9 protein-coding genes are annotated in these 13,789 nt (G+C 73.0%); 4 read left to right on the top strand and 5 right to left on the bottom strand.

The genetic code is table 11. The features are described 5' to 3' along the window. The first annotated feature begins 35 nt into the window (after window positions 1–35). Window positions 36–1,232, top strand: coding sequence for an MFS transporter (locus tag FK530_RS08120; protein WP_146486519.1), 1,197 nt, complete (start codon window positions 36–38; stop codon window positions 1,230–1,232). A gap of 4 nt (window positions 1,233–1,236) precedes the next feature. Here FK530_RS08120 and FK530_RS08115 read toward each other — a convergent pair whose 3' ends face one another. Next, the gene (locus FK530_RS08115; RefSeq protein WP_146486518.1) at window positions 1,237–4,287 is read right to left on the bottom strand and encodes an MMPL family transporter; all 3,051 of its coding nucleotides are present in this window, start codon (window positions 4,285–4,287) and stop codon (window positions 1,237–1,239) included. 185 nt (window positions 4,288–4,472) lie between these two features. On the opposite strand from FK530_RS08115, the gene FK530_RS08110 reads away from it, so the two are divergent. After that, a complete protein-coding gene (locus tag FK530_RS08110; protein WP_231706545.1) occupies window positions 4,473–4,859 on the top strand; it encodes a winged helix-turn-helix transcriptional regulator in 387 nt (128 codons plus the stop codon). 3 nt (window positions 4,860–4,862) lie between these two features. Here the strand turns inward: FK530_RS08110 and lipB are convergent, their stop codons facing one another. The 4 genes from lipB to FK530_RS08090 form a co-directional block, all read right to left on the bottom strand. Then, window positions 4,863–5,564, bottom strand: a complete 702-nt coding sequence (gene lipB / locus FK530_RS08105; RefSeq protein WP_146486517.1) for a lipoyl(octanoyl) transferase LipB — start codon at window positions 5,562–5,564, stop codon at window positions 4,863–4,865. 10 nt (window positions 5,565–5,574) lie between these two features. Continuing rightward, window positions 5,575–6,483: a TIGR01777 family oxidoreductase gene (locus FK530_RS08100; RefSeq protein ID WP_146486516.1), complete on the bottom strand. Its 909-nt coding sequence runs from the start codon at window positions 6,481–6,483 to the stop codon at window positions 5,575–5,577. A 12-nt stretch (window positions 6,484–6,495) separates the two neighbouring features. Beyond that, window positions 6,496–8,256: a 2-oxoglutarate dehydrogenase, E2 component, dihydrolipoamide succinyltransferase gene (gene sucB / locus FK530_RS08095; protein WP_146486515.1), complete on the bottom strand. Its 1,761-nt coding sequence runs from the start codon at window positions 8,254–8,256 to the stop codon at window positions 6,496–6,498. Between the two features lie 155 nt (window positions 8,257–8,411). Further along, window positions 8,412–9,944, bottom strand: a complete 1,533-nt coding sequence (locus FK530_RS08090) for a leucyl aminopeptidase (RefSeq protein ID WP_146486514.1) — start codon at window positions 9,942–9,944, stop codon at window positions 8,412–8,414. 44 nt (window positions 9,945–9,988) lie between these two features. Here FK530_RS08090 and FK530_RS26960 point away from each other — a divergent pair, with 44 nt between their 5' ends. Continuing rightward, the gene (locus tag FK530_RS26960) at window positions 9,989–12,442 is read left to right on the top strand and encodes an AraC family transcriptional regulator ligand-binding domain-containing protein (protein WP_158645049.1); all 2,454 of its coding nucleotides are present in this window, start codon (window positions 9,989–9,991) and stop codon (window positions 12,440–12,442) included. Further along, complete coding sequence (locus tag FK530_RS08080; RefSeq protein ID WP_146486512.1) at window positions 12,439–13,776, top strand: D-arabinono-1,4-lactone oxidase; 1,338 nt, start codon at window positions 12,439–12,441, stop codon at window positions 13,774–13,776. Before FK530_RS26960 ends, FK530_RS08080 begins: the two co-directional genes overlap by 4 nt. Window positions 13,777–13,789 lie beyond the last annotated feature (13 nt).

The raw sequence follows: 13,789 nt of genomic DNA, 5'->3' as shown, positions 1-13,789 counted from the left end.
GATCCTCTAATCTGGCCCGGGCAGGAGGTGCGGGCATGGCGCAGGGGAGGACCCCGTGGGGCACGTTCGTCGTCCTCTACCTCGTCTTCTTCCTCATGGGCGCCGAGATGAACCTCGTCGCTCCGCTCCTTCCGGACATCGCACGATCCTTCGGCTCGTCGACCGGCGCGGCCGGGAACGTGGTGACCGCCTACGTCCTCTGCTACGCCGTGACCGGACCGCTCTTCGGCAGGCTCTCGGACCGGCTCCCGCGGCGGTACGCGATCGCGGCCGGGATGGCGGTCTTCGCCGTTGCCGACATCCTCAGCTACGTCGCGCCCTCGTTGGGCCTGCTCGTCGCGGCGCGGGCCCTGTCCGGGCTCGGCGCGGCCCTCGGCGCACCGTCGATCTGGGCGTACCTCGCGGAGCGCGCCGCGCCGGCGCAGCGCGGGCGCGCGGTCTCCCTGGGTGCCGCCGCGTACGCGGGCGGGCAGGTGCTGGGCGTCCCGCTGGGTGCGCTGCTCGCCACCGGGCTCGGATGGCGCGCGCCGTACCTCCTGATCGGTGTGCCGATGCTGGTGGTGGCCGCGGTGCTGGCGCTGCGCCTGCCGTCGGAGGACCCCGCCGACCCGGGCGCGCACCGGGGCGGCCTCTTCACGCCGTGGCGCGATCGGCGGATCGCGCTCGCCTTCACGTCCTCGCTGTTGCTGCAGGCGGGCCGGCTGGGCGCGTACACCTACGTGGGCGTCCTGCTCTCGCAGCGCTTCGGCTACGGCCTGACCGCGTTGGGACTGGTCGGCCTGGTCGTCGGGATCGGGTCGATGGCCGGATCGGTAGGGACCGGGGTGCTCGTCGATCGCCTGGCGCGCCGCGGCGCGCATCCCGCGTGGGTGCCGGCGGGCGCGGCGCTCGTCGTCGCCGCGGGTGTTGCCGTGGCCACGACCGCCACGGTCCCCGCCGTCGCGATCGCGGCCATCGCGGTCTGGTGCGCCGGCGGTGGTGCCTTCTTCTCCGCGCAGCAGACCTACCTCTCCGCCGTGGACCCCGGCAACCGCGCCGCGGTGCTCGGCTGGAACAACGCCTCCACCAACGCCGGGATCGCGGCGGGTACCTCGGTGCTCGGAGCGCTCGCGGTCGGCGGCCCGTGGTTCGCCGTCACGGCGACCGGGTTCGCCCTCGGGGCGGCGCTCCTGTGCTTCGCCTCCGTCCGGCTCGGCGGCGCGGCCGCCCCGCGCAGGCCCGCCGGGGGCTGACCGGTCAGGGCTTCGACGGCCACCACACGCGGTCTCCGAGGGCGGTGATCGCCGCGGGGACGAAGACGGTGCGCACCACGACGATGTCGATGAGCAGGCCGATGCCGATCGTCGATCCGATCTGGAGCAGGTTGATCACGCTGCCGCTCATGAGCGCGAACATGGTGATCGCGAAGACCAGTCCGGCGGTGGTGATCACGCTGCCCGTCGTGCCGAAGGCGCGGAGCACGCCGCGCACCGTCGAATCGCCCGCGGCCTCCTCGCGGATCCGGTCGGCGAACAGCATGCTGTAGTCCGCGCCCACGGCGACCAGCGCCATGAAGGCGATCGGCAGCACCGACCAGTCGACGGGGATACCCAGGCCGCGCTGCCAGAGCAGCACCGAGGCACCCGCGGCGGCGGCGAAGGAGAGCACCACCGTGGCGACCATGAGCAGGGGAGCGATCACCGATCGGAGCAGTACCAGCAGCACGAGGAAGACGCCGATCACCGCGACCAGACCGAACAGCAGGAAGTCGCGCAGCACCTGCTCGCGCATCTGCGCCGAGATCGACGCCAGGCCGAAGCCGTCCATCGTCGCGTCCTTCAGGACCGTTCCCTGCGCCGCGGCCCGGGCCGCGGCCGGGATCGACGCCGCGGTGTTGAGCGCCTCGTCGGAATACGGATTGATGTTCCAGACGACGAGCATCCGCGCCGACTTGCCGTCGGGCGACATGAGCACGCGTGAGCCGTCGATGAAGCGGTCCGACTGCAGGCCCTGCGCGGGCAGGTAGAAGCCGCGGCCGGGCCCCTCGGTGGTGCCCGCGCTGAGTCCGCTCAGGTAGTCCGTGGCGGTGCCCAGCCCCGTCTGCAGGCGGCCCGTCATCTCCACCACCTGGTCGGTGCCGGTCTTGACCTGCCCCAGTCCCGTGCTCAGCTGCGCGAGACCGCTGCTCAGCTGGGCGACGCCGGCATTGAGCTCGCCCAGCTGGGCCTTGACCTGTTCCGGGCTGAGCCCGCCGAGGCCCTTGAGCAGGCCCTGCAGCCGGGCCAGCGCATCGTCGGCCTGGGCGAGCGCGGTGCTCGCCCGGTCCGTCGTGCCCGCCGGAAGCGGTACCGCGGCCGTCGCCGCCCGGACCGCTGTCGACGCGGAGCCGCCCGTCGTGCGGTCCAGTTGGGCGAACGCCTCGTGGGACGCGCGGCAGTTCGCGTCGGCGGAGCACGCGGGGGAGATCGGTCCCACCAGCGGGCCGAGGACGGTGCTGATTCCGGAGGTCGCGGCCGACTGCTGCTGTTGCGCGGTGCGGACCGCGTCCGCCGCGACGGTCAGGGTGGTGACGGCGCTGCGGAGCAGTCGGGTCGCGCCGTCCACATCGACGGTGCCGCCGCTCGCGGTGGCGAGGGCCTGCTGCGCAGAGGTGAGCGCGTCGAGGACGCCGGACGCGAGACCGGTCACCCGCTGCGTGCCCGCGACGAGCTCCGGCACCCGGCGCGAGGCCTCGCCGGCCCCGGCGTTGAGCTGGTCCACGCCGGAGGCGAGCGCCTTGAGCTGCGGGGACGCCTCCTTGAGTTGGCGGTTCGCGTCGCCGAGGCCGTTCGCCACCTGCTGCGTCTGGTAGCCGACCGCGGACTCCGGGATGGGCTTGCCGTCGGGCCGCGTGATCGAGCGGACGTACGCGACCTGCGGCAGGTTGCCCACGCCGATCGCGATGGCTTCGAGGGCCGCGAGGTCGTGGGTGTTGCGCATGTCGTGATCGGCGCGGATCAGGAGGAACTCGGGGACCGCCTCGTTGACGCCCCAATGCTCCATCACCGTTTCGTAGCCGTTGCGGGAGTCGGTGGCCCGCAGCTGCATCCGGTTCTCATCGAAGCCGATCACCATGGTCGGGAGTGCCGCCGCGGCGGCGAGCAGGACGACGAGGGCCGCGGCCGAGAGCGGCACCGCGCGCCGCATGACCCGTGCGCCCGTCCGTCGCCACCGCTTCTCGGTACCGGGCCGGGGTTCGACCCAGCCGCGCGCGCCGAGGTAGCGCAGCAGGGCCGGCGGCAGCGTGAGGGCGATCAGGCACGTGACGATGATCGAGATCGTCGTCGGCAGGCCGGCCGTGACGAAGATGCCGACCTTGCAGAAGATCATGGCGCCGCTCGCCACGGCGATGGTCAGGGCGGAGGCCACGATGATCCGGCCGACGCGCGTCGAGGCGGCCACGGCGGCCTCGTCGGACGGGATCCCGGCGCGCCGGGCCTCGTGGAACCCGGCGACGGCGAAGATCGCGTAGTCGGTGGCGGCGCCCAGCACCATCGCGGTCATGATCGCGATGGAGAAGTTGGACACGGGGATCACTTCGTGCTCGCCGAGGAGCGAGACGATCGGGCGCGCGACCGCGAGCGAGAGCCCGATGGTCAGCAGGGGTACGAGCGCGGCGCCGACGGAGCGGTAGGTGACGAGCAACAGCGCCATGATGAGCACCACCGAGACCGCGGTGATCACCAGGAGGGAGGAATCGAGCGCGGTGAACAGGTCCGCGAGGGTGGGCGCGATGCCCGTGAACTCGACGGTGGTGCCGGCGGGCGCGGGGATCGAACGGATCGTCTCCCGGATCGCCTCCGTGCTCGACTGCGCGCGGGTGGAGCCGATGTCGCCCACTTCGGCGACGAGGAGGTTGATGGCCTTGCCGTCCGGGCTCAGGCCCACCTCGCGGGCCGCCGGCTTGCCGAAGGTGTCGATGACGTAGGCGACGTGCTCCTTGTCCGCCTCGAGCGCGGTGGTGAGAGCGCGGTAGTACTGCTCCTGCTCGGGGCCGATCCTCCCCTCGGCGGCGACGACGACGTTGCCCTGCGCGGTGGACGACGGGGTGCCGAACTCCTCGGCCATGGCGCGCAGCCCGTCGACGCCGGGCAGGTCGCCGGGGATGAACGGCGCCGAATGCTTGTGCACGGTCTGCTCGAGCTGGGGGATCGTCACGTTGAGGACGCCCGCGAGCGCGACCCAGAACAGCAGGACCCACGCGGCGTGCCGGACGCACCAGCGCCCGAGGCGCGTGGTGAACGAGGTTTTCGTGGGCTGTTCGGACATGGCTGGCCTCTCCCGACGGAGTCCTTCGAACATCGGACCCGATGAGAGAAATGTCTCGGGATACAGCCCGAACGTGGTCCAAATTTCGAACTAGACTTGGTTGCTGAGGACGCTAACCCAACAGGGTGTGAGGTACAACGGGGTGCGGACCGTGACGTTCGACAGATTCAGGGGCGAGGTGTGATGTGGGTCACGACGAGGTGATCGGCGACGACGCCGCCGAACCGCTGCCCGGACGACGGGTCCGTGGATCGGAGACGGGGCGTCCGATGATGGCCGCGCTCGACCTGTTCGGCCGCCGCTACGCCGTGCGGATCGTCTGGGAGCTGCGTTTCGGCAGGTCGCGCTTCTCGGACCTGCGCAACGACATCCAGGGGATCTCGTCGAGCACGCTCTCGCAGCGCCTCTCCGAGCTGCTGGCGGCGAAGATCGTCGCGCAGGCCTCCGACGGGGCGTACCGGCTCACGAATCAGGGGCGTGCGCTGCTGCTGGCACTCGGGCCGTTGGAGCTGTGGGCGCAGACCTGGGCCCGCTCCGTGGGGGAGGACAGGGCCGGCGACGACCGGTCGTGACGATCAGGCGTGGTCGGCGGCGTGCAGGGTCTCGTCGGTGACGGGGAGATCGCCGTCGAGCGCGCGCTGCACGGCGTCGACGACGGCGTCGCGCACCTCGCCGACGGTGACGTCACGGCCCAGCTCCGAGCTGAGCGTGGTCACGCCCGCGTCGGGGATGCCGCACGGGATGATCGCGTCGAAGCCGCCGAGGGTGTTGTCGCAGTTGAGGGCGAAGCCGTGGAGGGTCACCCCGCGGGCGACCCGGATGCCGATGGCGGCGACCTTGCGCTCGGGCCGCGCACCGTCGGCGGGGAACCAGACGCCCGAGCGGCCCTCGACGCGGCCGACGGAGAGCCCGAGACCCTGACAGACCTCGATGAGGGCCTGCTCGATCCGGCGCACGTAGTCGACCACGTCCATCGCCGAGCCGAGTTTGATGATCGGGTAGCCGACGAGCTGTCCGGGGCCGTGCCAGGTGATCTTGCCGCCGCGATCGACGTCGATGACGGTGCTGCCGTCCGTCGGCAGGTCCTGCGGCTCCGTGCGCTTGCCCGCGGTGAACGTGGGCGGGTGCTCGAGCAGGAGCAGGCGGTCGCCGATCGCGCCGTCGGCGCGCTGGTTCGCGAGGTCGTGCTGGAGGTCGAAGGCCTCCTGGTAACCGATGGTGCCGAGGTCCTCGACCACGATCGGGGCGGAATCGGCGCGGGCGGAGCGTGCGGGCATGGCGTCGACGCTACGCCTCGTCGGCCATGGCCGCGGCGAGTGCGGCGGGAAGTGTGGTGTGCGCGAACCGGAATCCGCTCTCGCGGAGCACCTGGGGGACGACGCGCTGCGAGGTGAGCAGCCCCGCGTCGGCGATCTCCCCGATGGCCGCGCGCAGCGCGAACCGCGGCACCACCCACCGCGCGGGGCGGCTGACCTCGCGGCCCAGGGCCTCACTGAAGGCCTGCTGCCGCACCGGCGTGGGCGCGACGATGTTGACCGGCCCGGCGATCGTGCCGTCGAAGGCCCCGTCGAGCACGTGCAGTACCGCGCGCGTGGCGTCGTCACGGGAGATCCACGACATCCACTGGTGACCGCTACCGAAGCGGCCACCCAGGCCCAGCCGGTACACGCGGCGCAGGACCGGAAGCAGGCCGCCCGCGGCGGAGAGGACGTGGCCGAAGCGCAGGTGGGCGACAGTGGTACCGGCGGCCGCTGCGGGGGAGGCGGCGGCCTCCCATTCCGCGCAGAGGCTCGCGAGGAATCCGGAACCCGGCGGCGTGCCGCCCGGCCCGTCGATGCACTCGGTCTCACCGGCGTCGCCGTACACGCCGATCGCGCTCGCCGCGAGGAGGACGGGGACCGCGCCGCGTGCGGCGGCGTCGGCCAGTGCGGCGACGGGCTCGATCCGGGAGTCGCGCAGTTCCTGCTTCACCGCGCCGGTCCAGCGGCGTCCCGCGATCGGGGAGCCGTTGAGGACGATGACCGCATCGAAGCCGGCGAGGTCGGGCGTCTCGCCACGGGCGGGGTCCCAGCGGAGGCCCGCACCGGAATCCCCCCGAACGAGCGGAACGACGGTGTCGCCCCGCCGGGTCAGGGCTCGTGACAGTGCGCTGCCGATGAGCCCGGACGATCCGGCCAGGGCGACCCGTCGTTCCATGTCCGAAGCGGGTTACAGGCCGAGGTCGGCCTCGAACGCACCCTCCTCGAGGCGGTGCTTGACCGTCGTGAGGAAGCGGCCCGCGTCGGCACCGTCGATGAGACGGTGATCGTAGGTCAGCGGCAGGAAGGCCATCGGGTGGATGCCGATGGACTCGGTGCCCGCGGCGTCCTTGACCACGACGGGGCGCTTGACGATCGCGCCCGTACCCAGCATCGCCGCCTGCGGCGGGACCAGGATCGGGGTGTCGAAGAGCGCGCCCTCGCTACCGATGTTGGTGATGGTGAACGTGCCGCCGGACAGCTCGTCGGGCTTGAGGCCGCTGTTGCGGGTGCGCTCCGCCAGGTCGACGATGGCGCGGGCCAGGCCGGCCAGCGACAGGTCGTCGGCGTTCTTGATCACCGGCGAGAGCAGGCCCTGCGGGGTGTCGACCGCGATGCCCAGGTTCACGCCGCCGTGGTAGGTGATCTCCTTGAAGTCGTCGCTGATCGAGGCGTTGACGTTCGGGTGCACCTTGAGCGCCTCGATGACCGCCTTCGCGATGAAGGGCAGGTAGGTGAGGTTGACGCCCTCGTTGGCCTTGAAGGACGCCTTCGCCTGCGCACGCAGCGCCACGATCTTGCTGAAGTCGACCTCGAAGACCTGGGTGAGCTGCGCCGAACCCTGCAGCGACTCCCGGGTGACCTTCGCCGTGATCTGGCGGATGCGGTTCGTCTTCTGCGAGGTGCCGCGCAGCGCGGCCAGCTCGGGGCGGGCGCCCTTCGGGGCCGACGGTGCCGCCGGTGCGGCGGCCGCGGGCGCGGCGGCAGCGGCCGGAGCAGCGGGGGCCTTGGCGGCCTCGGCCGCGGCGAGCACGTCCTGCTTGCGGATGCGGCCGCCGACGCCGGTGCCCTTGACCGAGTTGAGGTCGACGTTGTTCTCCGCAGCGAGCTTGCGCACGAGCGGGGTCACGTACGGGGTCGAGTCCGACGACGACGCGGCCGGTGCGGCGGGGGCCGGAGCAGGCGCTGCCGGAGCGGCGGCGGCCGGAGCCGGGGTCGGCTCGGGAGCCGGGGCTGCGGGTGCCGGAGTGGGCTCGGGAGCGGCGGCGGGCTCGGGAGCGGGTGCCGGCGCGGCGGGGGCGGCGGCCGCGGGGGCACCGGAGCCGACGATGGCGAGCACGCCGCCGACCGCGATCACGTCGTCCTCGTCGGCCTTGATCTCCAGCAGGGTCCCGGCGACCGGCGACGGGATCTCGGTGTCGACCTTGTCGGTCGAGACCTCGAGGAGCGGCTCGTCGACGGCGATCTCGTCGCCGACGCTCTTGAGCCAGCGGGTGACGGTGCCCTCGGTGACGGACTCGCCCAGCTCGGGCATCTTCACCTCGGTGCCCGAGGCGGGGGCCGACGGCGCGGCCGGAGCGGCGGGCTCGGCCGGGGCGGCGGGCTCGGCCGGGGCGGCGGGCTCGGCCGGGGCGGCGTCCGCGGGAGCCGGCTCCGGCTCGGGGGCGGCCTCGGCGGCAGGGGCGGGAGTCGATGCGGCGGGGGCGGACTCGCCCGCCTCGCCGATGGTGGCGAGGTCGCCGCCGACCTCGACCACGTCGTCCTCCTGGGCCAGGATCTTCAGCAGCACGCCCGATGCCGGAGCGGGGATCTCGGTGTCGACCTTGTCGGTGGAGACCTCGAGCAAGGGCTCATCGACGGTGACGGTGTCGCCCTCCTGCTTGAGCCACCGGGTGACGGTGCCTTCGGTGACGCTCTCGCCGAGTGCCGGCATCTGGACGGAGAAGGCCATTTCCTCTGACTCCTCAGGTTCGGTTATCTGCTGTGATACGAGCTGAACGCGGGCTTCGGCTGGTGGCCTCCACCGACACCTGACCCTACCCTCAGGGGTCGGGTCCGCGCGGCGGTTGGGGGCTTACTCGCCGGTAACTCCCAGGGTGCGGGACGTCAGCCGCGCTGCGCGATGTCGCGGAGCACCGCGAGCATCGTGCGAACCGGGACGCCCGTACCACCCTTGGTGATGTACCCGAAGGGGCCGCCACTGTTGAACGCCGGACCCGCGACGTCGATGTGCGCCCACTGCACCCCGTCGGCGACGAACTCCTTGAGATACACGCCCGCGGTGAGCATGCCGCCCCAGCGGTGCGGGCTCACGTTGGCGAGATCCGCGACGCGCGAGTTGATGTCGGCGCGCAGCTCCTCCGGGAAGGGCATCGCCCAACCGTTCTCGCCGATCGACTGCGACAGCTCGGCGACGCGGTCGCGGAAGGTGTCCGTGCCCATCACACCCGGCGTGCGCGTGCCGAGCGCGACCATCTGCGCGCCGGTGAGCGTCGCGGTGTCGATCAGGTAGTCGGGCTCGTCCTCGCAGGCGCGGACGATGGCGTCGGCGAGGATGAGCCGGCCCTCGGCGTCGGTGTTGATCACCTCGACGGTGATGCCGCCCTTGTCCGCGCCGGGGTACTGGGTCAGCACGTCGCCCGGCCGCTGCGCGGTGTGCGAGGGCATGTTCTCCGCCATCGGCACGGTCGCGGTCACGTCGACGGGCAGGCCCAATTGTGCTGCCAGGATCACGGTCGCGATGACCGCCGCGGCCCCGCCCATGTCCGAGGTCATCTGCTCCATGCCCGCGGCCGGCTTGATGGAGATGCCGCCGGTGTCGAAGGTGATGCCCTTGCCGACCAGGGCGACGTGCTTGGCGCCGTCGACCCCGGAGAGGTGGCGCAGGCGCACGAGGCGCGGCGGGCGCGAGCTGCCCTTGCCGACCCCGACGATGCCGCCGTAGCCGTTCGCCTCCAGGTACCCCTCGTCGAAGACCTCGACCTCCAGGCCCGCGGCGGTGCCCAGGCGCTGCGCGCGATCGGCGAACTCGCCGGGGGAGAGGACGTTCGGCGGGGTGTTGACGAAATCGCGGGCGAGCGCGACCGCCGCGGCGGTGAGGCGGGCCTGCTCGACGGTGCCGCGCGCCTCGTCCGCGAGGGCCTCCGACGCGGGCGAGGACAGCAGCGCCACGGAGCCGAGCGTCTCCTTCTTCGGGGCGGACGTGGTGCGGAACTCCGCGTACCGGTACGCGCCGAGGAAGGCGCCCTCGACGGTCGCCGCCAGGTCGATCGACGACAGCGTGGTGGCGGCCGTGCCGACACCCTCGAGCGACCGCGCCGCGACGCCGGCGGCCCGCCGGACCGTCTCGGCGGACACCTTCTCCTCGGCGCCGAGGCCCACGCCGAGCACCGTCGCCGCACCCAGTCCGGTCCCGGAGGGGGTGCTGATGCGGACGGCCTCGCCCGCCTTGCCCTCGGCGCCGAGGAGCGCGAGGGCCTCGGCGATCGGGCCGCGCGCCGCGTCGGGGACGCCGCCGTCGAGGGTGATGGCCGGCCCGTCCTCCGCCGCGGAGGAGAAGACGCCCACGATCAGCGCGTCGGTCGCGGCCCCGAGGTCGTCGGTCAGCGTGAAGGCGGGTCCGGTGAACGGCGTGCTCAAGGGGTTTCCTCTCGTCGGGGCGGCGGATGTGTTTGCCTGTACGGATGTTACGCCTGGGACAGCAGGGCGCGCCGCCGCCCGGGGCCGCGGGGTACGCGGCCGCGATGCCCGCCCCGGTCGTTTCGCATCTGATGGAGAGTCTCGCGCGGGAGGGCCTGCCCGTGGCGGAGTGGGCCGAACGGTCCGGCATCCACCGGGACGTGCGCTCCACCGATCTCCAGCTCGCCTTCCCCCAGGTCGTGAGCTTCCTCCGCGCGGCGGTCCGGGCGTCGCCCGAGCGGCCCCTCGGGCTGGAGGCGGGGGCGCGGCCGCTGCTGCAGTCCTTCGGCATGCTCGGGGTTGCGGTGCAGACGGCGGACGATGTGGAGGGCGCCGTCGCCGTAGGGCTGCAGCACCACCGGGCCGCGGGCAGCCTGGTGGATTTCGCGGTCGACGCCGACGGCGACGCGGTGCGGCTCACCGTCGTCCCGCGGACGGACGACGTGGAGATCCTGCCCTTCCTCTGCGAGGAGACGCTGCTGAGCGTGACGACCCTGCTCCGGTCGGCGCTCGGCGACGAGCACTGGGCACCCTCGACCGTCGCGGTGCCGTACCCCGCGCCGCCCTACGCCGACGAGTACGCCGCGCGATTCGGGTGTCCGGTGCGCTTCGACGCCCCCGCGGGTGCGATGACGGTGCCGCGCGATCTCATGCGCACACCCCTGCCGCGGCGTGAGCCCGCGGTGCACGCCGCCGCGCTCGCCGCGTGCCGGGAGATCGGCGGGGCGGCGGGGGCCGGCGACCTCGATCACGTGTGGGCCGTCGAGCAACTGGTGCGGGCCGACCTGCATCGCCCGGTCACGATGGCCGGTGTCGCGCGCCAGTTGAACACCGGCGAGCGGACCCTGCGTCGCCACCTCGCGGAGGCCGGCGAGTCCTTCCGCTCCATCCACGCGCGGGTGCGGCGCGAGCGCGCCGAGCACCTGCTCCGGGCCACCGACCTGCCGCTGCGCGCCGTCGCGGAGGCGGTCGGCTTCGCGGATGCCCGTGACTTCCGGCGCGCCTTCCTGCAGTGGACGGGCCGTACACCCGGCGACGTGCGGGCGGATCCCGGACCGCGGGGCGGGGCGATCCCGGCCGCGGAGGGGGATCTGCGGTCACACCGCGCTGAACCCACCCCGCCGCACGTACGATCGGTGCCCATGACGGGGAACGGCACGGGCGAGACCACGACCGGAGCGGGCCGGCTCGACCTGGCGGCGGCACCGTCGTCGCCCGACCGCGACTGGGAGATCGATCCGGCCGCGTACTGGGCGACCATCGACGCCGCGACGCACGGCCTCGACGCGCCGATCCTCGCCGCCGACCTCACCGCGCTGCGGTACAACGTCGCCGACATGCTGCGACGTGCCGCCGGCAAGCCGATCCGCGTGGCCTCGAAGTCGATCCGCTCGCGGCCGGTGCTGGACGCCCTACTGCGCGTGCCGGGGTACGCGGGCGTCCTCGCCTACGACGTGGCGGAGGCGCACTGGCTCGCCGCCGACGGCGTCGACCACACCGGCGCCGCCCGCCCCGGGTGCACCGACGTGGTGGTGGCGTACCCGAGCGCGGACCTCGGCGCCATCGCCGCGCTCGCGGCCGACCCCGCCGCGTCGATGCGCGTGACGCTGATGATCGACGACGCCGAACAGCTCGACATCATCGACGCCGCCGTGCCGCCGAGCCGGCGCCCGGAGTTGCGCGTCTGCATCGACGTCGACGCCTCGTATCACGCACCCGCGGTCGGGGCGATCGGCGCGCGGCGCTCGCCGGTCCGGACCCGGGCGGAGGCATCGGTGCTCGCCGCGACGGTCGCGGGCCGCAAGGGATTCCGGCTCGTCGGGGTCATGACCTACGACGCCCAGATCGCCGGGGTCGGCGACCTCAGCATCCGCCGGCCCGGCGCGGGCGCGCTGCTGCGCACCATGCAGCGCGCGTCGTGGGACGAATTGGTGGCCCGCCGCCGCGAGATCCTCACGGACCTGCGGCGCATCGCCGACCTGGAGTTCGTCAACGGCGGCGGCACCGGCTCCCTCGAGCGCAACGCCGAGGACCCGAACGTCACCGACATCGCGGCGGGCAGCGGCCTGTACGGACCGCACCTGTTCGACGGCTACTCGCACTTCCGCCCGGCGCCCGCGATGGGCTTCGGCCTCGCGGTGGTGCGCCGTCCCGACGAGCAGACCGTGACCTGCCACGGGGGCGGCTGGATCGCCTCCGGCGCCGCGGGATCCGATCGCCTGCCGCTGCCGGTCTGGCCGGAGGGCCTGAAGCTGACCGGGCGCGAGGGCGCCGGCGAGGTGCAGACCCCGGTGACGGGCGAGCGTGCCGGACGGATCTCCCTGGGCGACCGGGTGTGGTTCCGGCACACCAAGGCCGGCGAGCCGGCCGAGCACGCCGATGACCTGGTGATCGTTTCCGACGGTGCCGTGCACGCCACGGTCCCGACCTATCGCGGCGAGGGGAAGTGCTTCCTGTGAACAAGTGGATCCCGGGGTTGGACCAGCTGACCGGCACGGTGGGCGAGTGGCGGAACTGGGGGCGCACCGCGTCGGCCTTCCCCTCCTACGTCTCGCGGCCGGGGAGCATCGAGGACGTGGTGCGCACCGTCGAGCGCGCCCGCGAGCGGGGCGGCACCGTCAAGGCCGTCGGCGCCGGGCACTCCTTCACCCCGATCGCCGCGCCGCGCGACGTCGCGCTCGCACCCGACCACCAGGGCGGGCTCGTCACCGTCGACGTCGATGCGAAGCGCGTGACGCTGCGCGCCGGGACGCACCTGTACGAGGTCCCCGTGCTGCTCGAGCCCTACGGCCTCGCGATGGCGAACCTCGGCGACATCGACCGGCAGACCATCGCCGGGGCCATCTCGACGGGCACGCACGGCACGGGCCTCGGCTTCGGCGGCATCGCCACCCAGGTGGTCGGCGCGACCCTCGTCTCCGGGACCGGCGAGGTCGTCACCGTCGGCGAGAACGACCCGCGGCTGCAGGCCGTGGCCCTGGGACTCGGCGCGCTCGGGATCCTGGTCGAGGTGACGCTGCAGTGCGTCGACCGCTTCGTCCTCGAGGCCACCGAGGCGCCGCTGTCGCTGGCGGAGACGCTGGACGGCTTCGTCGACCGCGTGCGCGGCGTGGACCATTTCGAGTTCTTCTGGTTCCCCGGGACCGATGGCACGCTCACCAAGACGCAGACCCGGCGCCCGGGCGATCACAAGCGCAAGCCGATCAGCGCGGTGCAACGGTTCGTCGACGATAAGGTGGTCGGCACCGGCGCGCTGCTCGCCGTGTGCGAGGCGGGGCGCGCGATCCCGTCGCTCACACCGCGACTGGTCTCGCTCGCCACGTCGATGCTCTCGAAGCACACCGAGATCGACTACTCGACCAACGTGCTCACCACCGACCGCTCCGTGCGCTTCCGCGAGACCGAGTGGGCCGTGCCGCTGGAGAACACCATGGCCGCCTTCGCCGAGCTCAAAGCCGCGACCGAGAAGCACGACTGGAACCTCACGTTCCCGATCGAGGTGCGGGTCGCCGCCGCCGACGACCTGATGCTCTCGACGGCGACGGGGCGGCAGTCCGGGTACATCGCCGCACACCGTTACGTGCGCGACAAGCCCAGCGACTACTTCGCCGAGGTCGAGCGGATCATGATCGAGCACGGCGGCCGGCCGCACTGGGGCAAGATGCACACCCGTACCGCCGAATTCTTCCGGGGCGCCTACCCCCGGTTCGACGATTTCCTGGCCGTGCGCGACGAACTCGACCCGGACCGCGTCTTCGCCAACGACCACCTGGACGCAGTGCTCGGCCGCTGACTCGTGCATGATT

Source organism: Tsukamurella conjunctivitidis (genome assembly GCF_007858475.1).
In the GTDB taxonomy this organism is placed as follows: domain Bacteria; phylum Actinomycetota; class Actinomycetes; order Mycobacteriales; family Mycobacteriaceae; genus Tsukamurella; species Tsukamurella conjunctivitidis.
This window is presented reverse-complemented; position numbering and strand designations above follow the sequence as displayed.